Source organism: Pandoraea terrae, from assembly GCF_902459695.1.
Lineage (GTDB): Bacteria > Pseudomonadota > Gammaproteobacteria > Burkholderiales > Burkholderiaceae > Pandoraea > Pandoraea terrae.
The window spans coordinates 1-24,910 of record NZ_CABPRZ010000006.1 but is presented as its reverse complement, the minus strand read 5'-3'; the positions used below and the strand labels follow the sequence as shown (position 1 = coordinate 24,910).

General features: G+C 61.8%; 23 protein-coding genes, 3 tRNA genes and 1 pseudogene. 11 read left to right on the top strand and 16 right to left on the bottom strand.

Going from position 1 to position 24,910, the window contains the following annotated elements; all coding sequences use genetic code 11:
• Nucleotides 1-5: 5 nt before the first annotated feature.
• Together PTE30175_RS08585 and PTE30175_RS28175 are read left to right on the top strand one after the other, a co-directional pair.
• A complete protein-coding gene (locus PTE30175_RS08585) occupies nucleotides 6-1,793 on the top strand; it encodes an acyl-CoA dehydrogenase C-terminal domain-containing protein (protein WP_150696658.1) in 1,788 nt (595 codons plus the stop codon).
• 32 nt (nucleotides 1,794-1,825) lie between these two features.
• Nucleotides 1,826-1,993 (top strand): hypothetical protein, encoded by a 168-nt coding sequence (locus PTE30175_RS28175; RefSeq protein WP_191628927.1) that lies wholly within the window; start codon nucleotides 1,826-1,828, stop codon nucleotides 1,991-1,993.
• A gap of 220 nt (nucleotides 1,994-2,213) precedes the next feature.
• On the opposite strand, the gene PTE30175_RS08580 is transcribed toward PTE30175_RS28175, so the two are convergent.
• Nucleotides 2,214-3,287 (bottom strand): MBL fold metallo-hydrolase, encoded by a 1,074-nt coding sequence (locus tag PTE30175_RS08580; RefSeq protein ID WP_150696657.1) that lies wholly within the window; start codon nucleotides 3,285-3,287, stop codon nucleotides 2,214-2,216.
• A 411-nt stretch (nucleotides 3,288-3,698) separates the two neighbouring features.
• Between PTE30175_RS08580 and PTE30175_RS28555 the strand changes: the two are divergent.
• Nucleotides 3,699-3,899 (top strand): annotated as a pseudogene (locus tag PTE30175_RS28555) (IS701 family transposase); the annotation flags it as partial.
• A 177-nt stretch (nucleotides 3,900-4,076) separates the two neighbouring features.
• On the opposite strand, the gene PTE30175_RS08570 reads toward PTE30175_RS28555, so the two are convergent.
• The 3 genes from PTE30175_RS08570 to PTE30175_RS08555 form a co-directional block, all read right to left on the bottom strand.
• Nucleotides 4,077-4,571, bottom strand: coding sequence for a response regulator (locus tag PTE30175_RS08570; protein ID WP_150696655.1), 495 nt, complete (start codon nucleotides 4,569-4,571; stop codon nucleotides 4,077-4,079).
• Nucleotides 4,572-4,586: 15 nt separating this feature from the next.
• Nucleotides 4,587-6,185 (bottom strand): PAS domain-containing hybrid sensor histidine kinase/response regulator, encoded by a 1,599-nt coding sequence (locus tag PTE30175_RS08565; RefSeq protein WP_150696654.1) that lies wholly within the window; start codon nucleotides 6,183-6,185, stop codon nucleotides 4,587-4,589.
• Between the two features lie 362 nt (nucleotides 6,186-6,547).
• Entirely contained in the window at nucleotides 6,548-6,832 is a 285-nt protein-coding gene (locus PTE30175_RS08555) for a DUF4224 domain-containing protein (RefSeq protein ID WP_150696653.1), read from the bottom strand.
• 225 nt (nucleotides 6,833-7,057) lie between these two features.
• Here PTE30175_RS08555 and PTE30175_RS28970 point away from each other — a divergent pair, with 225 nt between their 5' ends.
• Nucleotides 7,058-7,183: a hypothetical protein gene (locus PTE30175_RS28970; RefSeq protein ID WP_263596278.1), complete on the top strand. Its 126-nt coding sequence runs from the start codon at nucleotides 7,058-7,060 to the stop codon at nucleotides 7,181-7,183.
• A 1-nt stretch (nucleotide 7,184) separates the two neighbouring features.
• Here PTE30175_RS28970 and PTE30175_RS08545 read toward each other — a convergent pair whose 3' ends face one another.
• Complete coding sequence (locus PTE30175_RS08545; protein WP_150696652.1) at nucleotides 7,185-7,496, bottom strand: addiction module antidote protein; 312 nt, start codon at nucleotides 7,494-7,496, stop codon at nucleotides 7,185-7,187.
• A 3-nt stretch (nucleotides 7,497-7,499) separates the two neighbouring features.
• On the bottom strand, nucleotides 7,500-7,796 hold the full coding sequence (locus tag PTE30175_RS08540) for a type II toxin-antitoxin system RelE/ParE family toxin (RefSeq protein ID WP_150696651.1): 297 nt from the start codon (nucleotides 7,794-7,796) through the stop codon (nucleotides 7,500-7,502).
• A 141-nt stretch (nucleotides 7,797-7,937) separates the two neighbouring features.
• Between PTE30175_RS08540 and PTE30175_RS08535 the strand changes: the two genes are divergently transcribed.
• A tRNA-Leu gene (locus PTE30175_RS08535) sits at nucleotides 7,938-8,060 on the top strand.
• A gap of 302 nt (nucleotides 8,061-8,362) precedes the next feature.
• Here PTE30175_RS08535 and PTE30175_RS08530 read toward each other — a convergent pair.
• The 3 genes from PTE30175_RS08530 to PTE30175_RS08520 form a co-directional block, all read right to left on the bottom strand.
• On the bottom strand, nucleotides 8,363-8,794 hold the full coding sequence (locus PTE30175_RS08530) for a surface-adhesin E family protein (protein WP_224788655.1): 432 nt from the start codon (nucleotides 8,792-8,794) through the stop codon (nucleotides 8,363-8,365).
• A gap of 238 nt (nucleotides 8,795-9,032) precedes the next feature.
• Nucleotides 9,033-10,289 carry a tyrosine-type recombinase/integrase gene (locus PTE30175_RS08525; protein WP_150696650.1) on the bottom strand — a complete coding sequence of 419 codons (1,257 nt, stop codon included), beginning with the start codon at nucleotides 10,287-10,289 and terminating at the stop codon, nucleotides 9,033-9,035.
• A 334-nt stretch (nucleotides 10,290-10,623) separates the two neighbouring features.
• Nucleotides 10,624-11,865 (bottom strand): dienelactone hydrolase family protein, encoded by a 1,242-nt coding sequence (locus PTE30175_RS08520; RefSeq protein ID WP_150696649.1) that lies wholly within the window; start codon nucleotides 11,863-11,865, stop codon nucleotides 10,624-10,626.
• A gap of 679 nt (nucleotides 11,866-12,544) precedes the next feature.
• On the opposite strand from PTE30175_RS08520, the gene PTE30175_RS08515 reads away from it, so the two are divergent.
• The 3 genes from PTE30175_RS08515 to PTE30175_RS08505 all read left to right on the top strand — a co-directional run bounded on the left by PTE30175_RS08515 (nucleotide 12,545) and on the right by PTE30175_RS08505 (nucleotide 13,636).
• Nucleotides 12,545-12,862 (top strand): DUF4148 domain-containing protein, encoded by a 318-nt coding sequence (locus PTE30175_RS08515; protein WP_150696648.1) that lies wholly within the window; start codon nucleotides 12,545-12,547, stop codon nucleotides 12,860-12,862.
• A gap of 129 nt (nucleotides 12,863-12,991) precedes the next feature.
• The gene (locus tag PTE30175_RS08510) at nucleotides 12,992-13,246 is read left to right on the top strand and encodes a hypothetical protein (protein WP_150696647.1); all 255 of its coding nucleotides are present in this window, start codon (nucleotides 12,992-12,994) and stop codon (nucleotides 13,244-13,246) included.
• Nucleotides 13,247-13,405: 159 nt separating this feature from the next.
• On the top strand, nucleotides 13,406-13,636 hold the full coding sequence (locus tag PTE30175_RS08505) for a hypothetical protein (protein ID WP_338044420.1): 231 nt from the start codon (nucleotides 13,406-13,408) through the stop codon (nucleotides 13,634-13,636).
• A gap of 79 nt (nucleotides 13,637-13,715) precedes the next feature.
• On the opposite strand, the gene PTE30175_RS08500 is transcribed toward PTE30175_RS08505, so the two are convergent.
• The 3 genes from PTE30175_RS08500 to PTE30175_RS08490 all read right to left on the bottom strand — a co-directional run bounded on the left by PTE30175_RS08500 (nucleotide 13,716) and on the right by PTE30175_RS08490 (nucleotide 17,734).
• The gene (locus PTE30175_RS08500) at nucleotides 13,716-15,401 is read right to left on the bottom strand and encodes a gamma-glutamyltransferase (RefSeq protein WP_150696646.1); all 1,686 of its coding nucleotides are present in this window, start codon (nucleotides 15,399-15,401) and stop codon (nucleotides 13,716-13,718) included.
• Between the two features lie 104 nt (nucleotides 15,402-15,505).
• Nucleotides 15,506-16,285, bottom strand: coding sequence for a class I SAM-dependent methyltransferase (locus PTE30175_RS08495; protein ID WP_150696645.1), 780 nt, complete (start codon nucleotides 16,283-16,285; stop codon nucleotides 15,506-15,508).
• Between the two features lie 369 nt (nucleotides 16,286-16,654).
• Nucleotides 16,655-17,734: a calcium:cation antiporter gene (locus PTE30175_RS08490; protein ID WP_150696644.1), complete on the bottom strand. Its 1,080-nt coding sequence runs from the start codon at nucleotides 17,732-17,734 to the stop codon at nucleotides 16,655-16,657.
• Nucleotides 17,735-18,193: 459 nt separating this feature from the next.
• Between PTE30175_RS08490 and PTE30175_RS08485 the strand changes: the two genes are divergently transcribed.
• The gene (locus PTE30175_RS08485) at nucleotides 18,194-18,763 is read left to right on the top strand and encodes a DNA-3-methyladenine glycosylase I (RefSeq protein WP_150696643.1); all 570 of its coding nucleotides are present in this window, start codon (nucleotides 18,194-18,196) and stop codon (nucleotides 18,761-18,763) included.
• A 45-nt stretch (nucleotides 18,764-18,808) separates the two neighbouring features.
• Nucleotides 18,809-19,666 carry a 23S rRNA (adenine(2030)-N(6))-methyltransferase RlmJ gene (locus PTE30175_RS08480; RefSeq protein WP_150696642.1) on the top strand — a complete coding sequence of 286 codons (858 nt, stop codon included), beginning with the start codon at nucleotides 18,809-18,811 and terminating at the stop codon, nucleotides 19,664-19,666.
• Nucleotides 19,667-19,700: 34 nt separating this feature from the next.
• Here PTE30175_RS08480 and PTE30175_RS08475 read toward each other — a convergent pair whose 3' ends face one another.
• The 4 genes from PTE30175_RS08475 to PTE30175_RS08460 form a co-directional block, all read right to left on the bottom strand.
• The gene (locus PTE30175_RS08475) at nucleotides 19,701-20,483 is read right to left on the bottom strand and encodes a pseudouridine synthase (RefSeq protein WP_150696641.1); all 783 of its coding nucleotides are present in this window, start codon (nucleotides 20,481-20,483) and stop codon (nucleotides 19,701-19,703) included.
• A 15-nt stretch (nucleotides 20,484-20,498) separates the two neighbouring features.
• Nucleotides 20,499-21,626, bottom strand: a complete 1,128-nt coding sequence (locus PTE30175_RS08470; protein WP_191628925.1) for an acyltransferase family protein — start codon at nucleotides 21,624-21,626, stop codon at nucleotides 20,499-20,501.
• A 259-nt stretch (nucleotides 21,627-21,885) separates the two neighbouring features.
• Nucleotides 21,886-21,970 (bottom strand) — tRNA-Leu (locus PTE30175_RS08465).
• A 212-nt stretch (nucleotides 21,971-22,182) separates the two neighbouring features.
• A tRNA-Leu gene (locus PTE30175_RS08460) sits at nucleotides 22,183-22,267 on the bottom strand.
• Between the two features lie 310 nt (nucleotides 22,268-22,577).
• Here PTE30175_RS08460 and rnr point away from each other — a divergent pair.
• Nucleotides 22,578-24,910 (top strand): ribonuclease R (gene rnr / locus PTE30175_RS08455; protein ID WP_224788654.1); only part of this gene is annotated, 2,333 nt, incomplete at its 3' end.

The window sequence follows — 24,910 nt, the reverse complement described above, 5'->3', positions numbered from 1 at the left end:
AAGCAATGCAGAACTATCGAGCGCCGATCCGCGACGTGTTGTTTTCGCTGTGCGAGCTTCATGGCAATTTCCCCTATCCTCAGGCCATGTCCGTAGCCCAGGGGCTCGGCGACGACGAGGCGCCGATGATTCTCGAGGCGATCGGCAAGTTTGCCGAGCGTGTACTGTTGCCTCTTAACAGCACGGGCGATCGCGAGGGGGCACACTGGGACAACGGCAAGGTGACGGCGCCCGCAGGCTTCAAGGAAGCCTATAAGCAGTATGTCGATGCGGGCTGGCCGCGGCTGGGTCATGCGGAAGAGTACGGCGGTCAGCCGGTGCAGTTTTCCCTCAAGCTTGCCAGTGATGAGTTTCTTCACAGTGCCAACCAGGCATGGTGTATTTACGGGCTGCTCAATGACGGTGCCATCAGAACGCTGCGTAGCCACGCCGAACGCGAACAAGTGGATGCGTTTGTGCCTGGGCTGGTCAGCGGCGAATGGATCGGCACCATGTGCCTGACCGAACCGCAATGTGGATCGGATCTGAATCTCGTCCGCACGCGCGCCGAGCCAGCCGGGAACGGGCGGTATCGCATCTATGGCAACAAGATGTTCATCTCGTCCGGCGAGAGTGATTGGGCGGACAATATCGTACATCTGATCCTCGCACGGTTGCCCGATGCGCCGCCCGGAACGCGAGGCATTTCGCTGTTCGTGGTGCCCAAGCGGCTGCCTGCTGCGGATGGCTCGCTGGGGGAGGTCAACAATGTGCACTGCTTGTCCATCGAAGACAAGATGGGTCTGAAAGGCGCCGCGACCTGCGCGATGTCTTTTGACGGCGCCGAAGGCTGGCTGGTGGGGAAGCCCAACCGCGGCCTGAACTGCATGTTCGTTTTCGTCAACAAGTCACGTGTGGGCGTTGCCCTTCAGGGCGTTGCGCAGGCTGAGGCGGCTTATCAGGAAAGCTTGGCGTACGCGCACACGCGGTTGCAAGGCCGCGCACCTGGAGGTATGCGTGAGCCTGCCGACCCGCTGGTGGCTCATCCGGACGTGCGCCGCATGCTGCTGACCCAACGGGCCATTGCTGAGGGTGGCCGCGCGCTGGTGCATCTCTGCGGGAAATGGGTCGACGTTGTCGATAGCGGCGATGCTGTCTCGCGCGACGAAGCCGAACAGCGCCTCGCACTGCTCACCCCCATCGCCAAAGGTTTGTTGACCGAGCTGGCGAGCGAGGCCACGGACCTTGCCATCCAGATCTTTGGCGGTCATGGATACATCAAGGAATCGGGAGTCGAGCAACGTTTTCGCGATGTGCGCATTACGCGCATCTACGAGGGCACGACCGGTATCCAGGGCATGGATCTGCTCGGCCGCAAGGTGCTGGGGCCGAATCGTGCTGTGCTCGACCGCTTCATCGATGAGATTCAGGCGTTCTGCGATACCGCCGTGTCCGAGGAGATCGCGAGCCTGCAGCAGCGTTTGCAGCGAGCCGCGACGATGTGGCGCGAACTGACTGACGAGCTCGGGCGAGAAGCCGGCGCCGACGCAGGACTGGTCGGTGCCGTTGGAGTGGATTACCTGATGCTCTCGGGCTATGTGACCCTGGGATACCTGTGGGCGCAAACGGCGGCGATAGCTGTGCGCAAGCTCGCCTCGGGTTGCGAGGATCCGGCCTTTTACCGTGCGAAGCTCCAGACGGCCAGGTTCTACTTCGACAAGATGCTCCCACGGGTCGCGACGCATCGTGCCTGCATCGAATCGGGCACCGATGTGCTGAGTACGGACGATGCCTTGCGCGGTGCGACTGCCTGATTTGCGGGGGAGAAGAGCGCATCGACTTCCAGATGATCACGACCAGCGAGATCAAGAAATCGGTTTGCGTCGAGCGTGCCGTGCGTACGCCGCACAAGGCGATCAAATCGGAAAACGGCTGCATCGAACACCTGTCGTCGCGAGCGGTCGTCGGCTGCGAGTTCGGGCGGCCAGTTGTCGTGACGATCCGCGCGTGTTGATTTACTGCGACCCCGCGCCAACTGCATCATCGCGTTCGGAAGGATTATGAGCGTTCCCCCGAACGGTCCGCAAAGGCAGCTTTCGGCTATCTGCTTTGAGGAACTCCAGATCTTGGGACTTGCATACGGGTTCGCCGCTTTGACGTAACCCGTCAGGAACACCCGGCTGAATAGAGCAGGGTGGACGCGCCCATTGGCAGGACCCACATGGGCGGTGGGGCTATTTCATCCGATACCATGCACAGCCGTCCGGGCCGACTTCCATATGGACTTCGCCGCCGTGCAGCAGGTAGTTCAGGTGCGCAACGCTCTCCCCGGTGGCCATACGGAGCAGTTCCGGCTCGGATCCTATCGGGCGGGAGAAAAGCTCCTCGAATACATCCACTGCGCGCTTCGGTTGAACGAGCGCATTCCGTAGCCGATCGAGCGCGGCGTGTACGCTCCGAGCGAGATAATCCAGGCGTGCGTGAAGTCCTCGGAACGGCTCGTTGTGTGCCGGCAGCACGAGCACGTCATCGGGAACGTTTTGCCTGAGCTTCTCGATCGACGCCAGCCAGTCAGCCATGGGATTGGCGTCCGGCTCTGTCGGGAAAACAGATACGTTAGACGAAATCCGTGGCAAGACCTGATCCCCCGAGATCAATAGATTCAATTCGGCGCAGTAGAAGCAGGCATGTTCGGGCGAGTGCCCGTTTCCCACGATTACTTGCCATTGACGTCCTCCAATATTGAGCAACTCGTCGTCGTGCAGCCGGCGGTAGCTGTCCGGCAAAGCGTGAACGAACTTGCCGAAGTCGCCGAAGCGGACGCGATATGTCTCGATTGCGTCGTCGTCCCAGCCTGCCCGCCGATAGAATTGAACGCCGTCGTCCGGCGCTTCCCGTCCGATGTCCGCGGTTAGTACTCGGCACATGAGGTATTCGAGCCGCGTTATCCAGAGCCGGCAACCGAACTTGCGGGTGAGCCAGCCCGCCATGCCGATATGGTCCAGATGCATGTGCGTCACGAAGATACGTGTGAGTCCGCTCTGCGCCAGTGCGCCACCTTGGGAAAAAAGCTTGCGCCAGGATGCAGCTGTCTCGCTCGTTTGCAGGCCGACATCGACGGCCGCCCAACCGTTGTGGTCACGCAGTGCCCACAGATTGATGTGATTGAGCTTGCCAGGCATCGGCATTTGCACCCACAGGACACCGGACGCAATTTCGGTCGCCAAGCCAGGTGCTGGAGGCTCGCCGCAAGGGTAGTCAAGAACGGGTCTGTCTTCCAAGGGGGAGATGAGGGTTTCGTCGCTCATGAAATGTTCCAGTTTTTTCGCGGCGTGCTTGAATGGCCGGTTGAAATGCCGCGCGGCGCCACCACCAGTTTTTCGAGTTGGCTCGATGTCGCAGGGCCGTGCGAGCGTGCTTTTACATGTCGATGCTAATTGAAGTCAAAAGATCTCACAGGCGGCGGTCGCGAGCAAGCGAGAACCGCGCCGTCGTTGAACGTTTCGGATCATCTGTTTCGTCGAACAGGGTACGCTGAGGACAGCTGAGTGTGATGATCTTTACTGTGGGTAATCGGCATTCAATGTTATCGCTTTCCACGCATCAAATTCCGTGGCAAGGTCAGCCAGCTGTTTGCGTGCCACCTTTAGGCCGGGACCGCCTAACAACAGATGAAGTGGGTGATTAGGACCGTCGACGATGTTGAAACGCTGAATCCCTTTCTTTCCTCGCTGCCGCCGGACATGACACTGGGCGAGCTGGTTGCCAAAGCTCACATGCGCTGGTGCATCGAACGTGACTACCAGGATCTGAAACAGGACTTGGGGCTTGGCCACTACGAAGGCCGTGGCGGGCACGGATGCCACTATCATGTGGTCCTGGGTATCGCGGCTTGCGGGCTTCTCGTCGCTGAACGCATTGCTGCGATCTGGATGCTGATGATTGCGCGGAGGAAGGTAAAGCCGGCGACACCGATCCTTTCGACTCATGGCTACCACGCTTGCCGCGCATCGGATCTCTCGACGACGCGGAAAGGACCGAGAAGCTTATGTTGACGTTGGCGCTTGGTCCGCCCTTGCAATGATCGAGAAGACGAGTTAAAGCGCCTCTACGATAAGATCGCGGATCGTCTCACGGCTTGCCTCGACTTCCCGCACCGTCTGCTCTAGCGCCTTGCCGAAATTCAGTGACTCCTTGTGCAACAGGCGCACTTCCAGCATATTGCGAACCCGTATCAGCACCTCGACCAGATCAAACGGTTTGCTGACGAAATCCTTCGCGCCGACTTGCAGCGCGCGCAGCTTGTGAGCCGGTTGTGCGGTGATGACGATGACGGGAAGGTAGCCGTCCGTCGCGATTTCCTTCAAACCCTCCATCACCTGGAAGCCATCCATGCCGGGCATCTGGAGATCGAGCAGGATCAGGTCGTAGCGGCTTTTTCGGTTAAGCTCGCACACCGCGTGCGGATCCATCGTCGCAGCCCCGGCAAGATAGCCGGCACCGCTCAGCATCTGCTCGAGCAGCAGAACATTGGCTTCCAGATCGTCGACGACCAGGATGCTGGCGCTAAGGATGTCGGAGGCTCCGATCATGGCTCGCTGGCTGTCTCACTGGTGCTGATCAACGCCCGGTTTCATGAATTCGATTGCCACGCTCAACGCGTCCATGAACTCATCGAGCTTGATCGGTTTGGTCAGGTAGCGGAAGAATCCGGCCTTCATGCCTTTTTTGATATCGTCGGGCATGGCACTCGCACTGAGGGCAATGACCGGGATATGCGCCGTTGCCGGGTCTTTGCGCAGAATTTTCAGGGCTTCGACGCCGCTGATGTCGGGCAGATGGATGTCCATCACGATCACCTCGGGTAAAGCGGTGTGCGCAAGCTCGACGCCAAGTTGCCCCGTCACTGCGGTCAGCAAGCGCATATCGGTGTGGCGCGCGATGAGTTGCTCGACAAGCTTCAGGTTCGCAGGGTTGTCCTCGACGTAGAGCAGGGTGTGCACCGACACGCCGTCCTCGACTGGCGCTTTGGCAGGCGCGGCGGGTTCGGCGCCTGCCGCTGCGATTTGCGGGGCGGGCGCCGAGTCCATTTCGACCCAGAACACGCTTCCCGCGCCGACCGTACTTTCCACGCCAATTGCGCCGCCCATCAGTTCGATCAGGCGCTTGGCCACCACGAGGCCGATGCCGGTGCCTTCCTCGGCGCCGGCCTCCTGTCCGAGACGATTGAATGGCTGGAAAAGCTGTCCCAGCTGTGCCGGTGACAATCCCGCACCGGAGTCCTGGACGCTCACGCGAACGCGGTCCGGCGTGCGCATGCTGCACTTCACTTCAACCGTTCCCCGCTCGCGGTTGTATTTGATCGCGTTCGAAAGCAGGTTGATGAGAATCTGTTTTAAGCGGGTCCGGTCGGCGTGCACAAAGCAAGGGACGTCGAACCGGGGAAAGCTTATGCGAATGCCACGCTGTTGCGCCTGCGGCTCAGTCATGCTTTGGCATTCGCGCATGGCGTCGGCCAGCGACACCGGCTCCAGCGACAGCGACACCTGTCCGGACTCGATCTTCGCGAGATCGAGAACTTCATTGATCAGCTCGAGCAGATGCCAGCCGGCCCGCAGAATCTGATCGATGCCGGCCCGCTGCGAGGGTGTCGGCGGTGGGGAGTCGGACGACAGCAGTTGCGCGAAACCGAGGATCGCATTGAGCGGGCTGCGCAACTCGTGGCTCATGCTGGAGAGGAAATCCGATTTCGCGCGGTTGGCTCGCTCGGCCGCGGCCTGCGCCTGCTTTTGGTCCTCGATGTCGGTGCAGGTGCCGAACCACTTTGCAATATTTCCACTGGAGTCTTTAAATGGTAATGCGCGTACAAGGTGCCATCGATGGACGCCATCGGAGGCTCTTTTGATGCGGGATTCGGCTTCAAAAGCGTCACCCCTCTCGATGGCCCTCGTCCAGCGATTGATGGAAGGTTGCAAATCATCCGGGTGGATTATGGGCTCCCAACCCCCCCCTTGCATCTGCTCAATCGTGAGTCCAGTAAAGGTGACTGCCTGCTGGTTGATGTAGTCGACCCAGCCATCCGGCCTGGCTGTCCACACGATATGGGGAATCGCATCTATGAACGATCTGAAGCGCCGTTCGCCTTCATCAATCTCGCCCACTGGAGGAGGCAACTCGGTCGATGTATGCGTGCGTAGTTTTCGCATGATGAGTCACCAGAAAATGCATCAACGCTCTTATTGTAGACATTACCCTGGATAGGCTGAGCGGGTCAGTCGTCGCGACGGAGCGGGGCAAAATACGAGCGATGGTTCAGCAATTCCGGGAACAAAGGATCAGTGCGCGGTCGACGCCCGATAATGGCGGGAATGTCGGAATTATCGTGGAGGTGTTCGCCCGGGGGGGGGGCGGCGTTAGCAAGGTGGTTGTGACCTTCGAGAAGTGCGAGGCGCACGACACATTTGAAGATGCCAGGACCAGCGTGCCGAAACTGATTCAGGCGACTTCGGATGCGGGCTATCCGTCCCCCGTCATGCAGTAGCCGACTGGACGAACTCCTGGGGGCACATCAGCCAAAACCTTGCCCAAGTTTGCGGGCTTGAGGTAAATCCGACGATTTCTGGGTTTTTTGTTGCCGATGATGCCCAGCGCGATCCGTAGAACGCCTGGAGCAACTCTGTGGTCCCCCTCCGCCCAATACATGTTCCATGTGAGCGCGCAGGACCAGCATGCTTCCATCCGGCCGCACCTTGTGCTCAATTCCGAGCGGGGAAAGCACGTGGGCCTGCGTCTTGTATTTGACCCGCCCGGTCAGTTCCTTAACTTCGTCGCAAGTTAAGAACGTTTGACTCATACGCTTTCCCGTGTGGCAAGCCAAAAGCATCCCAAATCCTGATTCCAGAAAACCTGGCACCGGTCGAGACTCGCCCCCGCCAACTGTGCGGACTCGAATGCGGTAACGATGGCCTCGACCGGCGTGTCCGATAGCAAATGGGCTATGGAGTGTCGCTCCGGGACCTCGATGCCCCGGCTGGTCAAGTAGCGCTTTTCGTTGAGCGCGTGTTCTGCAAAGTCTTTCGTGATGTATTTGCCTACCTGCGGCATCCAGTACACCGTCGCCGGCGGCGGCAAGGCAGCCGAGCGCACCGAGGTCATCATCTACAGTTGGGACCGGCAATCGGAGCCTGCTGGACTCTTCGGCTAAGTCAGGCCGTCGATGCTTCAGGCTCGGAATTCGCGGTCAGCGTGAGGTGCAGCCCAAGCGCGCCGACCACCTTCACGATGGTCGCGAATTCCGGGTTGCCGGTGTCTGAGAGCGCCCGATACAGCGCCTCACGCGCGATGCCCGACTCCCGGGCAAGGGCGCTCATTCCACGTGCGCGGGCGACCGTGCCAAGAGCGCGTTGGATCTCACGCGGATCTCCGCCTTCAAACGCGAGCGACAGGTAGTGTCGAATCGTCTCGTCGTCCTTCAGCGCCTCTGCGGCGTCAAATTCCTTCAGGTCACTCAGTTTCATTTCTCAGTCCTCCAGCTCGTCGGCCAACTTCTTCGCCCGCTTGATATCTTTGTCTTGCGTGGACTTGTCGCCGCCACACAACAGCACGACAAGCACGGCCCCGCGCTGCACGAAATACACGCGATAGCCCGGCCCGACGTCGACCTTCAACTCCGACACACCTTCGCCTACCGGCTTCACGTTGCCCGGATTGCCGAGCGCCAAGCGATCGAGGCGTTGGGCGATGGCGGCAACGCCCTTGCGATCGCGCAGGCCGGCGTACCACTTGCTGAATTCGGGGTGTTGGAGAATTTTCGTCATGGCCTAACTGTAATCCATGGGTTACAGTTAGGCAAGGGCCGTTATGGTTCTGGTCCCCGGCACCGGTCGGATGGGGCAGCGGGCTTGAATTTCGCGTGTCATAGCTGGCCAGACGGCCCATATGAATCAATGGCTTAGATGGGGGTGAGGGCGCAGGCTATGGCACATTAAAACGCGCCCACGATATTGATTTTTATCGGGAATTCGGGGTGATGCGCGTAGGTTAATAGCCTATCGGGGGTTCGAATCCCCCTCTCTCCGCCAGAATTACATGAAAAGCCCAGCACATTCAAAGACTTGCTGGGCTTTTCCATTTTCGGCCCATCGCGCAGCCTATCAGAGAGACCCGGCTGGTCACATGGGTGAGTGACCTGGTCGACTCGTTTGGACGATCCGATGCATATCGGGATGCTTCGGCGGCCGAAGGCTCTGTTTGTTGCACAAATGACTCGTGCTGAAAATGGGTATCCTGTTGCCCTGATCTTGGGTTCGGATTTTGGACTCTGGATCGAACCAGGCTATATACATCAGCGGCGTTTTACTGTCGGATTACAGATCTGCGCGAATTATTTCTTCGCAGCGGGGACCTCATAGCCGCATACGTGCTGCACCATGGCGTCGCCGACCGAGTTCGGCGCCGGCTTGGTGAACTGCATGTTCTTCAGCGCGTCGGAATGGTCGCGCTTGGCGCCCTTGCCGTCGTTTTCCGCAAAGATGACTTCGCGCGTGAGCTTCAGGGTCTGGTCCTTGCAGTTGTACTGGTGCATGTCCTGGTATGACTTCAGCGAAGGAAATTCGCTGTCGTTGTTGGGGCGGGCCGCCTTGAAATTCCACATGGACCAGGCTTCGCGAATGCCTTTGCTTTCCTTGATGGAATCGACATCCATCGACAATTCGGCCTGGTCGGTGCCGCCGATCGATTGCCAATTTTCAGCGTGGGCAGCTCCGGCGCACAACAGGCTGGGGAGGCTCAGCATCAACGTCCATTTTTTCATCATGTGTCCAATTCTATTCGGTGGAGGGCGGGGGCGTGCAAACAATATCACGCCGGTCGGCTCCGTAAGGGGAGTATGCCGCGCACCAGCGCCTGCAGGTTCTGGTGCAAATAGGTTATAGCCTATCGGGGGGGGATCCCGCCATCTCGGCCAAGGCCTCTTCAATGCGCGCACACGAGCGCCTGAACGCACGGCAGTGGCTGCCGGCGAGTATTGATGACCTTCCTGCGGCATTCTCTGGTTATGCCGCCTTGAATGGCACGACGTTCCATTCGCCTCCTTCGGCGCAGGATGTAATGAACGCGGCCCAGACTTCGAGTGCCCTACGACGTTCCGGGATTTCTTCTCGTACGTCGTAGATCGCTTCCATACCCTTGAGTTTGTGGTTTAGGGCGATTTCGGTGATCTCGTTCGGGATGCCCATATTCCGCATGTGGCTCTTCGCCGTGCTGCGCGTATCGTGAGGAGTGAACTTCCGCCCTTCGATACCGCCCCGGTTATACGCCCGCGTGATCGCCGCCCACAGGGTCGTATTTCCGATGTGGGTATCGCCAAGCCGATTTCGGCGCATGCCGCCTCTTGCGGGCAGCAGCCATTCCGAATCGCCTGAAAGCGCCAGCAATTCACGCATCCAGAGAGCGACCGATGGGACAAGCGGGACTTGGAAACCTGCGCGAGTTTTGACGGAATCAGCCTCGATCCACCACGTGCCGCGATCGAGATCGATATGTTGTTTTCGCGCCTTTACCAGTTCATTCGTGCGCACACACGTGGCCAAGAGGATTCGCAGCGCTAAGGCATTTTCTCGACCGATCGTCTCGTCTATGTTGGGCAGCAGCGCGCGCAGTTCTTGCTCGGCGAGCATCACGCGCTTTTTAACCGGCGGTCGTTGCCCCTTGATCGCCTTGATATCGATGCCGACGCAGGGGTTCGCATCGATCATTCGCTTACCGCAAGCGTGAGCGAAGATCTGCTTGGCCGACGTTAGAATTCGTTTGCAAACGGTCCAGGAACGGCCGCTGCTCTCGACCATGTGAACGATGTCTGCCGGCATCACGTTGCGCACTTCCATGGTGCCGATTTTCGGCTTGAGGATGTTCGCGATATCCCACTTTCTGTAGTATGTGGTGGAGTGCGACAGGGGCGGCACGAGGATTTTTTCCTCATAGTTGTCACAGAGCTGCGCGACCGTCCAGGCCGCGACTGACCTGGCTTTCTCAGCTTGCTTTTCGGCAGCCGGGTCAATGCCATTGTCGATCGACACGCGATGGGCGCGCGCAGCCTTACGGGCCGCAGCGAGCGTCATGTCTGGATAATTGCCCAGGGTCAGTTCCTTGCGCCGTCCGCCGCCGCGCCGATATCGCAGAATCCATGTTGCTGTGCCGGCTCGGGAAAGTGTGAAGGTCAGACCCTCCCCATCGGACTTTGCTACTGGCTCGCCCTTGGCGACCCAGTGTCGAATTTCGACGTCATCAAGCAGATTAGTCTGTCTGGCCATTGGGTAATCGATAAATGGGTGGCTAGGAGATTATACGTTGCCTAGCTACCCACCTAGCTACCCATTTTGGGCGCGCTGTAGTGACTTGGTATGGGATGTTGTGAGCGTTGCCTTCAGTCGGAGCGGCCTGATTTCAGGGGTTTTGTCGAGAAAGTGAGATTTTTTGAAGCACCATGGAACCTCTATTGACATTCCAGGTGGCGAGTTTCATGGAGGCGTGGGTCTCTATAACCGGGTTGGGCATTTCCGCGATTCTGGCATGCAGATCGCGAACTGGCTACCGGGACGCGCCGTCACCCGGGCATTTGCGTCAGCGGGTCAGCGCCACGACAACTCAATGCTCGTTCCAAACGACGTTATCGTTCACGGCATAGAGATGGCAGGGCGCGGTGCTGCGTTTCGCACAACTGCTGAGCGCGAGCGACATGGCGTCGTCCCCGCCCGCGGCCCACGACCATGCGCCGTTGTCCGATACGGCGAACGCGCGCGTCGGGTATTGCTGCAGGAATGTCTGGTAGCCGGCGCGGCCGGTGTCGTCAACGAACGGCACGGCATCGATCGCGTCGATGGTCGCGAAGCCGCTGCCACGTGGCAATACCGGATCGGCGATCCAGTAACGAACCGACGTCGGCATGCCGACTTGCGCCAGGAATGCCGCTGCCGATGGCCACCAGACCGGCACGCCATCGCGGTCGGCGACGATGCGGTGCGCGTCGTCCTTGTAACGTCCGATATCGACGAACTTGGCGTGCCCGCCATGACGTACGAAGGCATCGTACATGCGGCTGGCCAGTTGCGGCGACCAGAACGAATCATTGTCCCCATAGAGCCAAAGGGATGGCACGCGCACTTTGGCGCCGTAGGCGCCGAATGCGTGGCTCAGGTCCGTTTGCCAGTTGACACACGCTGCCTGACGCAGGCCGCCCGCAAAGTTCAGCAGGCCGCGTACGCCCGGTTGCGGCGTTTGGCCGTAGGCGATCGTCGTGAGTCCGCCGTGCGAGACGCCGGCGACGACGATGTGCGCGGTGTCGACATACGGTTGCCGCGACATGTAGGCGACGGTCGCGGCGACGTCGCGCGCTTGCGCGAGGCCGTTGGTCGCCACGTCACAGGTGTTATCGACGTAGGTGCCGCCAGATCGCGCGAAGCCGCGACGATTCGGTGCGACGACCACGTAGCCGCGCCGTACGAACTCCCGTGCGAAGGCCAACGGACGGCTGCGTGCTTGCTCACGCGGGTCGCCATGTTCCTTGCCGTGATTGAAGACGATCAGCGGGAAGGGGCCATTGCCGCTTGGCTTGAAGATCGTGGTTTCGAGCGTCATGTCGCCATCGGCGATCTCGCCAACGGGAATTTCGACGACCTGCTCATTGAGGTCGCGTGGCACCGTTGGCAACACCTCGCCGCGCGCGTTCAGCGGTGCTGCGCTTTCGTCTTCCGCATCGCTGCCCGAATGTGCCGAGCTTGCGTTGAGGCTTCCCGGCACGGTCACCGCCGAAGACGGCCTGATGCCGCCCGTCGACGGCGCGTCGAGGTCGGGGTGTGCGAAAGCGCCTGCGCTCAGAAGCAGGGCCATGACGACGGCTGAAAGTTTCAGCCCGCACCGGGGAAGGCTGAAACTAACGAGCACCGCTCACCTGATGCAGCCGGTCCGGCCTCATTGTTGACTGGACCATGCCGCGTGCCATCTCAAACGGGGCGGGAAAGAAAAGTGCGGTGCACATCCGCGTGACCTCCTGGTGCCACAGCTACCGAATATCTGGCGTCCTCTTGGGGACGCTGACTGAGTGCCAGACTGACATCTTACGTGGAACAACGAACGCTCGGGGCGGCGAGACGGGTGAGGAAAAACGATAAGAGGGGATACCCGGGTAGACGCTGAGGCAATTCGCACAAGCAGGAACTATAACAAAACCTTGGCGGCGCTTTTCAGTCCGCCTGTTTTTCCGCGTTGCCGCATTGCCTTGGTGCCGATATGCCAAGCGCCGAGTTTCGGGGCGGAGCCGCTGACTTCATGCCGTTGTGCCGAACGTTCACCACGTGGCGCAACGGTGCCCCACCGAACAATACCGAACCCGTCTGCAAGCTGCCGCGACGAGGTGCGGGCAAGAGTGCCGCATTTCCGAATGATGATCGGCCGTGCATGCGAGCTGATGGATCGATCGGAACCCGGGGCGCCACATGCCCCGTGTCATTGCGGCAGCATATCCCAATGCGATAGCCGTGGTGGCGACGATCGCCTGCGAGGAATCGATATGAAAATGCAATCATTGTGGTTAGCCGGCTCGGTGGTGTTCGTCGCCGCGACGGCCGCAGCGCTGGCACAGAACATGCCGAAGACGGAGCAAGCCCCTGCGTGGCAGGACTCTCAGCCAGCCACGCCGCAAGGTTATTCGCCCGAGACCAAATCGGACAGCACGTCGGCGGGTGGGTTGCCTATGACGGGAAGTCAATCCAGCGGACCGGAAGCAACAGGCAAGACCCGGGCCCAAGTGTTGGATGAACTGAAACGTGCGCGGGATAGCGGTGAACTTAAGCGCTTGAATGAGTTTTACGGGTACGGCGGCGAGTAATCGCCTCGCCTTGGTGGCGTTCAGGCCTGATTCCTGACGCATTCCCTGGTCCCAGGCTTCCAATTCCGGATCGTGCGAGCGTCACGCATGATCCGGCGTGCTACGATTCCGCTTTTTTGCGGGACGGACATGACGAGCGAAGGCAGCCTTCAGGCCGGCGATTTCTTTTACTGGGCGGAATCCGAACTGGCGCCGGACGGGCAATATCGCGGCGTGGTGCATTTCACCGCCTGGCGTGACGTCGACGACGTCATCGAAACGCTTGATCCGCCGCTCGTCCATCTCACCGGTCAAACTTGGCGCTGGCCGGCCGATGCCGTCGAAGCTGCCCACGCATTGGCCGCCGAGCTCGCGGCCGGCGATGCACTCGGCATCGATCGTTGAGTCCGGATGTTTTTCGGTTGCCGGCCCGGTTTGATTCCGGTGCGTCAGGCGCAATTCTACTGGCGGATCCGTTCTGCGGATCCCGAAGGTGACGCCCGTCGTGCTCGACCGGCGAGCGCGTTACGCGTAATCTGACGACTTTTCGTTTGGCCTTGCCCCGTGCAGGCCGACTTCCTTCCCTTTGCGCAAAGCTGCTCCATGAAAAAAACCGACCTCGAAAAACTGAAAGGCCTGAAGATCAATAGCGCCGTGCGCCGGGGCCCGCCCGTGCGCTCGGGACAAAAATCCGGCACGGGCGCCTCCGGCCCGGTCCGCAGCAAGCTGCTCGGCGCGTTGCTCGGCACCGCCGACGCGCCGAAGACCGACGATACGTCAGACAACGGCAAGTAAGCCGGCAAGGCGCCGGGCGACGACGGCGGCACGACGTTGCGCTAGCGGTCGCAGTCACGACGCGACTTCTGCAACGTCCTCATGTCCGTCGCGAGAATGGCGCGGAGACGGCGCCGGACCCGTGCAACAAGGTACTGCCGCCATCGAGGCCTTCGTCGAGCAGGGCAGCCGTGCCTTGATCATCGACGGCATACGCTTTCAAGCTACCGCCGACCGGCCTCATCGGCCGGCATTGCAGGCCGGCGGCCTTGACGGCGGCCAGTTCTGCTGGAGTCGGGGCGAAGGCGGTGTCGATGCAGGGCGGGCCGTCGATGCGATCGAAGGGATCGGCCACCGGCGAATACTTCCAGCGCCGCTCGGCGAAACGAAACATGTCGAGACGCCGGTGATGCAGAAAATGACCGAGCAGATGCGCACCCAATTGCACTTGCAGATCGCCGCCGGCGGTACCCGCAACGAGACGCAAACGGCCACCCGTATCGATCGCAAGCAGCGGGAAGATCGTATTGAGCGGCCGTGCAAATGGGTAGAGCGGATTGTTCGCACCCGGCGCGGCACTGAGTCCACGCATCAGCCGGGCGTTGAGGATCGCGCCGGTTTCGGGGACTGCCACGCCACAACCGAACGCCAGGGACAGGCTCTGGATGCACGCCGCACCGTTGCCGGCAGCATCCACGACGTGGAAATAGGTGGTGTCGCCGTCACATAGCGCTGCGCGTTGCGCCGTCGGCCGGTGAAAGTCGAGTGCGCAGGCATCGCGGGCAACCTCCTCAATTCCCGCAGGCGTAAGCCGCCGCATCAGCCATGCGTGGCAATCATTACCGTGATCGTGAACGAAGCGCCGGCGCTGCGCATGCAGTTGGTGCAGCACGCGCGCCTGCGCGACGATTCGCTCACCGTCGCCAAGCATGGCCCAGTCCCGCTCGCATTGCGAAAAAATTCGGCCGCCTTGGAGGCAGAGGTACCCGGGCGTGGTGCCTGCGGACGAGAATACGCGAAGATCTCGATCTGAAAGATGAATTGGGCTGTCCAACGTTGCCTGCGGGCGGGCTCGGAAGTCCTCCACGGCGAACGCGCCGCCGCGTTGCTGGTTCGCGCGAACAGCGGACTCGAAGAAGGGACGTTCCCATGCGTCGTCGTTCTGTCCGGCATGCCACGAGAACGATTCGAGAAACGCGGTCAGCGCCGGTTGACGAAGTGGCTTGTCTGCCAGCATTTCGGGTGTCGCCGACGTCATCCCAAGCCACGGACCGAAGTGTTCCTGCAGATAGGCGTCGTTCTCGCAAACATGGCGATTTTCGAACATCCACCGCCGGCACTTTTCGTCGGGCACGAAGCCGTCGGCCGCCAGTCGCATAGCCGCTTGTGCAAGATGAATCGGCGTACGGGACAGGAACGGCAGGCTTAGGCGCCACACCCACGGCAGTGCAGGCAGTGATGCAGCGAGGGGGGGCATTCGCTGGCGTGCGCTGGCGCCGCGTTTGCGCAGGAACTGGCGAATCGGTGCAACGTTTCCCGGTGCCCGGCCCAGTCCTTCAATGACGTGGGCGCGGCCAAGTTTGGCATCCCAGAACAGCATGACGCCGTCGCCGCCAATACCGCTCGACATGGGCAGGGTGACGGCAAGGACCATCGACGCGCAGAGGGCTGCGTCGATTGCGTTGCCGCCGTCGTCGAGTACAGCCATGGCGGCTTGCGTCGCGAGCGGATCGCTGGTGGCTACCACGGCGTGACCGCGGTCGCATCGTTTGATGATAGATGGCATGGTTGGGTCAGCACTCGGAAAATGGCATTGCGATCACATGCGTGCTTTTCGGCGCCTCGCCATACAGCAACGGCAACCGTGCCTGCGTAACGCGCGGCGCCATCTCAATTCACTCCCGCCGTGTTGCGAAACAGTCCCACACTCGACCAATGGCCGACGCGCAGCAGGGGGCCAAAGCGCGTACGTACCCGATGCTTCGCCGCATCGACGAAGCGAGGGTGCGCGGACAAGCCAAGGCCAAGATCGAGGCCGCTGGCGCAGAGCCAGTCAACAAAACTCTCGCTGTCGACAACCTCATGACGTGTTAGCGCAAACAGGTCAATCGGCTGCAGGCCTGCCCTTCCGGCGGCGCGTTGCAGTTCTATGACCGTGACGCGTCGGCGTGAGAACGGCGATTCGCCCGCTTCACCCGTCAGGACCTCGTGAAGCGCATGATCGAACGCGACCGCATCGTCGCAGAGCCCGGCCGTGGCAACGGCCAACACGCCGCCTGGCACAAGCAGCCTGGCCAGCTGCTTCACTGTCGCTTCGACGTTGTCCGAGAACCAATGCAGCGCGGCGTTGGAGATGACGAGGTCGTAGCTCGCCGCTTCGTCATGCGTCATGATGTCGCCGACCCGCAAATCGCAGTCTTCGCCGTACAGGCGATTTCGGGCCTCAGCGATCATGTGCGGAGATACGTCGATGCCGACGCGATGCGCACCCGGCGCCTTGTCGCCAAGCGTGGCAAGCAGGGAGCCGGTGCCGCAGCACGCATCGAGAATGCGCATCGGTGCGGGATTGTGCTGGCAGGCAAGTGTCGCAAGCAGTTGCGCGTTGCGTCGCTGCAGGGCGCGGCTGAGTTCCGCATATGCCGTCGGCGTTTGCCAGATGGTTGGGTCCATGGCCAAAGTCTCCCAATTTTGAGTCGTCGATCCGGGTCCGTGACAGTTCGCAGTCCGACGACGTCGCCGTCGTCCGGACTACGGATGGAACATTGGCCAGTGGATCACGACCTTGGGCGCTATGGCGCTAGTGAAAGATCCGAAAGCGCAAATGGGGAGGCATGCGATGGTCGGCGTCGCCGTGCGCAAATCGCTGCGGGACCGGTGGGGTGGGGGGAGACGGAGGTGGGGATGGCGCTTTGGCGACACGCCAGAGGCCACTTCAGGCCAATGTCTCAATTGGCATTAGCAGAATTATCCCATGTGCTGGCGGCCCATTGGGCGGTGACCCTGTGCCACGGCGACGCGTGGCACGGGGTGCCGATGGCCTTACGGCACGATGGCGAGAAACAGGAACGCGGCGAAGATGACCAGATGCACCATGCCCTGCAGTACAGTGGTGCGGCCGGTGCCGAGCGTCGTGACGCCGACGATCAAGGTCAGCGCGAGCAGCACGGTCTCCTTGGGCGCCAGGCCCAATTCGATGGGCTGGCCGAGCACCAGGGAGACAGCGGCGACGGCGGGAATCGTGAGGCCGATACTGGCGAGCGCGGAGCCGAGCGCGAGATTCAGGCTTGTCTGCAATTGATTGGCGCGCGCGGCGCGCAGCGCGGCGAGCCCCTCGGGCAGCAGCACGAGTGCGGCGATGACAATCCCGACGACGGCCTTGGGCGCACCGGCCTGTGCGACCGCCTGCTCGACGGCCGGCGACAGCTTCTTGGCCAGCCCGACGACCGCGACGAGTGCGACGACCAACAAGCCGAGGCTGAACACCGCAACGCGCGTGGGCGGCGGCGGCGCATGGACGTCGGCGCTGTCGGGCTTGGCCAGGAAATAGTCGCGGTGCCGCACGGTTTGCACGAACACGAATACCATGTAAAGCACCAGTGAGATCACGCCTTCGAACGCGAGCTGCGACGGCGCGAGACCCGGGCCGGCCACGGAGCTCGTATAGTTGGGCAAGACAAGTGTCAGCACCGACAGCGCGCACAGCACGGACATGGCGGCGCTCGCGCCCTGCACATGAAAGCCTTGGGTGTGATGGCGCACGCCGCCGAACAGCAGGCACACGCCGACGATCCCGGTACACACGATCATGATCGCGGCGAAGACGGTGTCGCGCGGCAATCCGGCCTTGTCGGGGCCGCCGGAGAGCATCACCGAAACAATCAGCGCAACCTCGATCACGGTCACGGCAATGGCAAGCACCAACGTGCCGAACGGCTCGCCGACCTTGTGGGCGACGGTCTCCGCGTGGTGTACTGCCGCAAACACGGCGCCGGCCAGTGCGATGCCAGACGCGGCCAGCATCACCGCGTTGGGCAGCATGCCGGCCACCAGCAGCACGATCCAGGCCAGTACCGGCGCGATCCAGGTCCAACGGGGCAAAATGGCGGTGTGGGACGACATCGTCGGACTCCTCGGGAATGGGCGGGCGCGGCATGCCCGCGGCCGTTCGGGCGACTCATGGTCGCAGAAATGACGCCGCCTCACAACATCGGCAGCCTGCCGCGCCGGCGAGCGCAAGTCGCGCCCGCTTGACACCCATGCGTGCCGCAACGTACAACCGGCGAAGACACCGGCGGTGTTGCCGGTATCCCATGCAAGGAGATGACCCTTGAAACTGCTGCGCTACGGCCCCAAGGGCCAGGAAAAGCCGGGACTGCTTGACTGACGCCATTGGACGCGAGCCGGCGTATGCATTTCGGCATGTTGTCCGATGTTTTGTGTGCGGCCGCGTCCGAAAGCGGCATTGCCGGGTAGGCCGTTCCGTCGATTGCTGGCACACTGGGTGCTCGTCAGTCGAGTCGATCAAAACACGCCGGACAGATTTGGACAGTCGCCCGGCAGCAGGCGCGAGGAGCGGAAATGGAGCGGTGTCCGTGGAGCGAGAGCTTCGAGGCTTATCAGCGGTACCACGACGAGGAGTGGGGCGTGCCGTTGCGCGATCCGCGCGCCTTGTTCGAATTGCTGATGCTCGAAGGAGCGCAGGCGGGATTGTCGTGGTCGACCATCCTGAAGAAGCGCGAAAACTACCGCCGTGCCTTCGACGGCTTCGATCCCGAGAAGATCGCGGTCTATGGCGACGCCGAACAGGCGAGGCTGCTGGCCGACGCCGGCATCGTGCGCAATCGCCTGAAGGTCGCAGGTGTGATCAAGGGCGCGCGTGCCTACCTGGCCATGCAGAAGGCAGGTACGCGCTTCGAGGATTTCGTATGGCAATTCGTCGGCGGCAGACCGGTGCAGAACCACCGCAAGACGCTGGACGACGTGCCGGCCAGCACCCCGGAATCGGATGCCATGAGCCGCGCGCTCAAGAAGGCCGGCTTCACTTTCGTGGGGTCGACCATTTGCTATTCGTTCATGCAGGCGAGCGGCATGGTCAACGATCATCTGGTGGCGTGTCCGCGTCATCGTGCGGTGGCGCGGCTGGCTTGAGCCCTGCGTAGGCTACAATCGCGCCTGACGAATCAGGAATGCCCAATGTTCAGTTACCGCCATGCCTTCCACGCCGGCAACCATGCCGACGTATTGAAACACTTCATCGCCATCCAGTGCATCGATTACATGCGCCAGAAAGACACGGCGTTCTGGTACATCGACACGCACGCGGGTGCGGGCGGCTATGCGCTCGACGGCAAGTGGGCCGACAAGACCGCCGAGTATGAAACGGGCATCGCGCGCCTGTGGGATCGCAAGGACTTGCCGCCCGCTTTGGCGGATTATGTGGCGCTCGTGCGCGAATTCAATCGTAACGGCGAACTGCGCTATTACCCGGGCTCGCCGTTCTTCGCGCTGCAATTGCTGGGCGATCGCGACCGCCTGCGCCTGTTCGAAATGCACCCCACGGAAAAGAACGTGCTGCTTGAGAATTTCGCCGCGCAAGGCAAGGACGTCCAGCGCCGCACGATGATTTTCCCGGGCGACGGCTTCGCCGGACTCAAGACACTGCTGCCGCCCGCATCACGCCGCGCGTTCATCTTGATCGATCCGTCGTACGAGGACAAGCGCGACTACACGCGCGTTGTGCAGACGGTGCAGGAGGGCTTGCAGCGCTTCCCGACGGGCACCTACGCCATCTGGTATCCGCAGGTGCAACGCCGGGAGGCCGCACAGCTGCCGGAGAAGCTCAAGCGGCTGCCGATCAAGAACTGGGTGAACGCCTCGCTGACCATCAGTCATCCGGTGCCGGGCGGCATGGGCCTGCACGGCAGCGGCATGTTCATCATCAATCCGCCATTTACGCTGCAGGCTACGCTCAAGGAAGCGCTGCCCTGGCTCACGCGTGTCTGCGGCCAGGACAATGGCGCCAAGTTCCAGCTCGAGGGCAAGCAGGCCTGAGTTTCACCTTCGCCATGAAGGATCTGCGATTGCGCTATTTCTCGCCGGCCGCCGAATAGGGCAGCGCGGCGAGGTCGTCTGCCGTCAGATAGCGCCATTCACCTTCCGCGAGATCGCCGAGCGCCAGGCCGCCGATGCCATCCCGGTGCAGGGCTTCGACGCGATTGCCTGCCGCCGCGATCATCCGTTTGACCTGATGATACTTGCCCTGTGCGATGGTCATCGCGATGCGGCATTCCGCAGGGCTGGCAGCATCTTGCGCGGCGAGCGGTTCGGTTTCGTCGCGCAGCAAGACCCCGGTGCGCAGGGCGTCGAGCATGGCGTCGGTCACCGGGTGCTTGGTGGTCGCGACATAGTGTTTCGGCACATGCCGGCGCGGCGACATCATTGCGTGCAGGAAAGGGCCGTCGTCTGACAACAGCAACATGCCGGTCGTATCGTGATCGAGGCGCCCCGCCGGCTGTACGCCACGCACTACGAGCGGCAGCGGAAGCAGGGCATGCACCCCTTCATGATGGGTGGGACTGGTCGAGCATTCAAAACCGGGCGGCTTATGCAGAAGCACGTACACATGTTCCCGGTATTCCCACGGCTCACCATCGATCGTGAAGTGCAGGCCCGTCGGGTCGATGTCTTCGCGCGGCCGGTCGCGAACCTCGCCGCCGATTTCCACGGCGCCGGCTTCGATCAACTTTCGGCAAAACTTGCGGCTGCCAAATCCCTGCGACTGCAATAGGCGTTCCAGCTCGATGATGCTTTCTCCACGGGTGACGGCTTGTTCACGCGCCCGATATTGGCGCAGGCTGCGAGCCGCCATTGTAGCGGCGCAGCCTCACCCGGGGGAAGCGCGGCGCGGGGCGGGCGCAGCGGGCAACGCGGGTGTGGGGGGCGGCAGGTAGCGGCGCCGCATGCCGAGGAACGGCGATTCGATCCATTGATAGCTGAACCACGAGAGCAGCAGCGCGGGCGGCAGCACGACGATCAGTCCGTTCAGGATGGCATTGATGCCGCTCGCGTCGGTGAAATGCACCCAGTTGTGCGTACGGTCGATCGCTTGCACGACATAGATGTGCATCAGGTAGAGCGAATAGCTCAACTGCCCCAGCCGCGCAAACGCGCGGCTCACCGCCGGGCCGAAGTTCAGGCGGCTCTGGAAGTAGGCGACCAGCAGCGCGCCCCAGGTGGCCGCTTCCGCCGCCCCCAGCCACATGAAGCGTGCGTCGTTGCGCCACAGATCGCCAGACGCTGCCATGATGTGGAAAGCGGTGAGGGCCAGCGCACCGCAGGCCGGCAACACCCAGGCCGACCGGAACCGTTGCGGTGCGCGCAAATGCAGCAGGCCGAGCAACATCCCGATCAGGAACTGATCGAGGCGGCCAAGCAGGGTGAAGTAGACATAGTGATTGTCGTCGCCGAATTGTGCGCCGAACAGCGCCGCGATGAGCGTGCGCCAAACGATCCAGAACACGGCCAAGCCGATGAGATACGACGGCCCGCGCTGATGCGCGAAACGGATCAGGAACGGGAACAGCAGATAGAACTGGCACTCCACCGCAACGGTCCACAACAGATTGTTGAACTTGAAGAGTGGCGATGAGCCGAGATTCGAGAACAGGATGACGGACAGCGCATCGCCGACGGTGGCGTCGCGGCGCGCGAGCGCCAGCGCGGTGATGAACAGAACGCCAAGCAGCGGAAAAATGCGCAGGACCCGGTTGAGGACAAAGCGTCGATAGTCGATGGGTTCCGCGCCGCCTTGCGTCAGGATCGTAAACAGGAAACCGCTCAATACGAGGAAGAGCGTCACCCCCGTGTGGCCGATGTGGATGAGCTCCTCGCCCCAGTTCGCCGGCGCCTGCCCGCCAGCGGCTGCCCACGTGTGATACAGCAGGACGAGCGTCGCCGCGAACAGGCGAACGTGGTCGAGTTTTTCAAAATAGGCTTGATTGCTGCTGCGCATGAGGGGTGCGCGGCCGACGGGCATCGTGCGAGGTGTCGCGGCGTGATGCAGTGCCGCCCCGCATCGCGGCCGAGGGCCATGGAGCGTGGACAAAAGACCAGCCTAGCACCGGGAGTGGCGCGCGCCGATGGCCGAAACGTTTTGATACATTCCGGGGCGGCCGACCGCAATCCCCGCCATCGGTAGCCTGGGTATACGGCAAGCTGCTGCCGCGCCAATGCAAAAAGGCTTGCATCGCTGCAAGCCTTTTTCTTTGTCTTGGTGCCCAGGAGAGGACTCGAACCTCCACGGAGTTACCCGCTAGTACCTGAAACTAGTGCGTCTACCAATTCCGCCACCTGGGCATCGCCAGCTGCTGCTTTTGTGCGTCAGCTGCGAAGAAGTGAAATTATGCGGATTACTGCATTTCCTGTCAAGCGGTTCTCGCGAAATATTTTCAGGCGATCGCGCCGCAGATGGCGTGCCCATTCATTCTACGTGTCGAGCGCCGTTCGGTGGCGGCGCATGCGTGAAAAACAAAAAAGCCGACAATCTTGTGATTGTCGGCTTCGTTGTTTGGTGCCCAAGAGAGGACTCGAACCTCCACGGAGTTACCCGCTAGTACCTGAAACTAGTGCGTCTACCAATTTCGCCACCTGGGCAGGTGTTCTTTGGAAGACCGCTATTCTACTGAGTTTCGATGCGGTGTCAACACTCTTTCACAAAAATTTTGCGCATGTCGTGCAGCCAGGCGCGATGCGGCGCAAAATCCCCGCAGGTGGCGGATTTCGCGAGGTTTGCCGTATGATTGGGACTGTTCGTGTTTCCGATGCCCGCCTGCCGCGATTTCAGCCCCTGGCATGTTTCGTGCCCGGGGGCCGTAACAGACCTGATTCCCGGCGGGACGGACGGTCAGGCGCATGGTGCGCCAATGGGCCGGAATTCACCGGCATTGACTGCGATAACCGACCTTTGAGCAAATATCCTTATCCGATCCCGAGCCGCGAAGAAATTCTCGGTGTCCTTCGAACCGCCGAGTCGGCGCTCTCCGCGAACGACATCGCCGAGTCGCTGGCCATCAAGAAGCAGGAACGCGAAGGCTTCTTCAAACGCCTCGCGGCGATGGAGCGCGACGATCAGATTCGCCTCGACCGGCGTGGCTACTACCAATTGACGCATCCTTCGAACTTCATCGCGGGCCGCGTAATCGGGCACCGCGACGGATACGGCTTTGCGGTGCGTGACGACGACGGCGACGACCTGTATTTGCCGACCGAAGAGATGAAGAAGGTCATGCACAACGACCGGGTGTTGTTGCGTGTGGCCGGTTTCGACCGGCGCGGCCGGCCGGAAGGGCACATCGTCGAAGTCACAAGTCGCGCGAACACGCATGTGATTGGCCGCCTGCTCAATGAAAACGGCGTGATGGTCGTGGCACCCGAAGACAAGCGCATCGGGCACGACATCCTGATTCCGCCACGTTCGCAAGGCAAGGCCAAGGTCGGCCAGGTCGTGAGCGTGGAGCTGACCGATTACCCGAGCCGCTACAGTCAACCGATTGGGCGCGTGTCCGAGGTGCTCGGCGATATCGACGACCCCGGCATGGAAATCGAGATCGCCGTGCGCAAATACGGCGTGCCGCACCAATTCTCGCCCGAAGCGCTGGCCGCTGCCGGCGGATTGCCGGACGAGGTCCGCACGCCCGATCTCAAGCACCGCATCGATCTGCGCGACGTGCCGCTCGTCACCATCGACGGCGAGGACGCGCGCGACTTCGATGATGCGGTGTATTGCGAACCGTGCAAGGTCGGCCGCGCCAACGGCTATCGCCTGATCGTGGCCATCGCGGACGTGTCCCACTACGTCACGCCGGGCGGTCCGCTCGATGCCGATGCGCTTGGCCGCAGCACGTCCGTCTATTTTCCGCGCCGCGTCATCCCGATGCTGCCCGAGAAGCTGTCGAACGGTTTGTGCTCGCTCAACCCCGAAGTCGATCGCTGCGTGCTGGTGTGCGACGCGACCATCGCGCCCAACGGCGAGGTCAAGGCCTACCAGTTCTATCAGGCCGTGATGCACTCCGCGGCGCGCCTGACCTACACCGAAGTCGCGGCCGTGCTCGGCAACACCAAAGGTCCCGAGGCCCAACGCCGCGCCGCGTTGCTGCCGCACCTGCAGAATCTGTATGACCTTTACAAGGTCCTCGCCAAGGCGCGCAAGACGCGTGGCGCAATCGAATTCGATTCGCGTGAAACGTATATCGTGTGCAACGCACAGGGCAAGATCGAGCAGATCCTGCCGCGCACCCGCAACGATGCGCACCGCCTCATCGAGGAATGCATGCTCGCGGCGAACGTGTGCGCGGCCGATTTCCTGAAACGGCACAAGCAGCACGGCCTGTACCGGATTCACGCGGGTCCGTCGGGTGAAAAGCTCAATGTCCTGCGCACCTTCCTGAAGACGCAGGGGCTCACGCTCGGCGGCGGCGACGAGCCCACCACAGGCGACTATGCCGAGTTGATGACGCAGATCGAGGCGCGTCCCGACGCGCCGATGCTGCAGACGATGGTGCTGCGCTCCATGCAGCAGGCGGTCTACAGCCCCGAGAATATCGGCCACTTTGGTCTCGCGTATCCGGCGTATACCCATTTCACCAGCCCGATCCGCCGTTATCCGGACTTGTTGACGCACCGGGGCATCAAGGCTATCCTCGCCGGCCGCAAGTATGAGCCGCAAGTGCCTGCGGGCGTTGAACTGGTGACGGGGCTGTCCGCCAGGGCGCGCAACCTGCAGAAGGAAGACGAGGCGGCAGGCAAGCCGCGCGCGGCCCACAAGCGCGATGCGGTCTGGGACGAACTCGGCCTGCACTGTTCGGCCAACGAGCGTCGTGCCGACGAGGCGTCGCGCGATGTGGAAGCGTGGCTCAAGTGCTATTTCATGCGCGACAAGCTGGGCGAGGAATACGGCGGCACGGTCAGCGCCGTGACGTCGTTCGGCATCTTTGTGCAGCTCGACGACCTGTTCATCGAAGGTCTTGTGCATGTGACCGAACTCGGCAGCGATTATTTCCAGTTCGACGAAACCCGACACGAATTGCGCGGCGAGCGCACGGGCATCCGTTATCGTTTGACGGACCGGGTGCGCGTCCAGGTGGGCCGCGTCGATCTCGACGCGCGCAAGATCGATTTCCGTCTGGTACGGGAGCCGGGGGTGCGCAGTCTGGCCAAGGCTTCGGCCAAGCCGGAGCGCGGCCGCGCGCCGGTGTCGGCGCCGGTGGCCGTGCCAGCGGCGGCAGCGCCGGGCCTGGC

Excerpts from the sequence above, each read along its gene's own strand:
- PTE30175_RS08585 (WP_150696658.1), top strand. The coding sequence starts at position 6 with ATGCAGAACTATCGAGCGCCGATCCGCGACGTGTTGTTTTCGCTGTGC.
- PTE30175_RS28175 (WP_191628927.1), top strand. The coding sequence starts at position 1,826 with ATGATCACGACCAGCGAGATCAAGAAATCGGTTTGCGTCGAGCGTGCC.
- PTE30175_RS08580 (WP_150696657.1), bottom strand. The coding sequence starts at position 3,287 with ATGAGCGACGAAACCCTCATCTCCCCCTTGGAAGACAGACCCGTTCTT.
- PTE30175_RS08570 (WP_150696655.1), bottom strand. The coding sequence starts at position 4,571 with ATGATCGGAGCCTCCGACATCCTTAGCGCCAGCATCCTGGTCGTCGAC.
- PTE30175_RS08565 (WP_150696654.1), bottom strand. The coding sequence starts at position 6,185 with ATGCGAAAACTACGCACGCATACATCGACCGAGTTGCCTCCTCCAGTG.
- PTE30175_RS08555 (WP_150696653.1), bottom strand. The coding sequence starts at position 6,832 with ATGAGTCAAACGTTCTTAACTTGCGACGAAGTTAAGGAACTGACCGGG.
- PTE30175_RS08545 (WP_150696652.1), bottom strand. The coding sequence starts at position 7,496 with ATGAAACTGAGTGACCTGAAGGAATTTGACGCCGCAGAGGCGCTGAAG.
- PTE30175_RS08540 (WP_150696651.1), bottom strand. The coding sequence starts at position 7,796 with ATGACGAAAATTCTCCAACACCCCGAATTCAGCAAGTGGTACGCCGGC.
- PTE30175_RS08530 (WP_224788655.1), bottom strand. The coding sequence starts at position 8,794 with ATGATGAAAAAATGGACGTTGATGCTGAGCCTCCCCAGCCTGTTGTGC.
- PTE30175_RS08525 (WP_150696650.1), bottom strand. The coding sequence starts at position 10,289 with ATGGCCAGACAGACTAATCTGCTTGATGACGTCGAAATTCGACACTGG.
- PTE30175_RS08520 (WP_150696649.1), bottom strand. The coding sequence starts at position 11,865 with ATGGCCCTGCTTCTGAGCGCAGGCGCTTTCGCACACCCCGACCTCGAC.
- PTE30175_RS08515 (WP_150696648.1), top strand. The coding sequence starts at position 12,545 with ATGAAAATGCAATCATTGTGGTTAGCCGGCTCGGTGGTGTTCGTCGCC.
- PTE30175_RS08510 (WP_150696647.1), top strand. The coding sequence starts at position 12,992 with ATGACGAGCGAAGGCAGCCTTCAGGCCGGCGATTTCTTTTACTGGGCG.
- PTE30175_RS08500 (WP_150696646.1), bottom strand. The coding sequence starts at position 15,401 with ATGCCATCTATCATCAAACGATGCGACCGCGGTCACGCCGTGGTAGCC.
- PTE30175_RS08495 (WP_150696645.1), bottom strand. The coding sequence starts at position 16,285 with ATGGACCCAACCATCTGGCAAACGCCGACGGCATATGCGGAACTCAGC.
- PTE30175_RS08490 (WP_150696644.1), bottom strand. The coding sequence starts at position 17,734 with ATGTCGTCCCACACCGCCATTTTGCCCCGTTGGACCTGGATCGCGCCG.
- PTE30175_RS08485 (WP_150696643.1), top strand. The coding sequence starts at position 18,194 with ATGGAGCGGTGTCCGTGGAGCGAGAGCTTCGAGGCTTATCAGCGGTAC.
- PTE30175_RS08480 (WP_150696642.1), top strand. The coding sequence starts at position 18,809 with ATGTTCAGTTACCGCCATGCCTTCCACGCCGGCAACCATGCCGACGTA.
- PTE30175_RS08475 (WP_150696641.1), bottom strand. The coding sequence starts at position 20,483 with ATGGCGGCTCGCAGCCTGCGCCAATATCGGGCGCGTGAACAAGCCGTC.
- PTE30175_RS08470 (WP_191628925.1), bottom strand. The coding sequence starts at position 21,626 with ATGCGCAGCAGCAATCAAGCCTATTTTGAAAAACTCGACCACGTTCGC.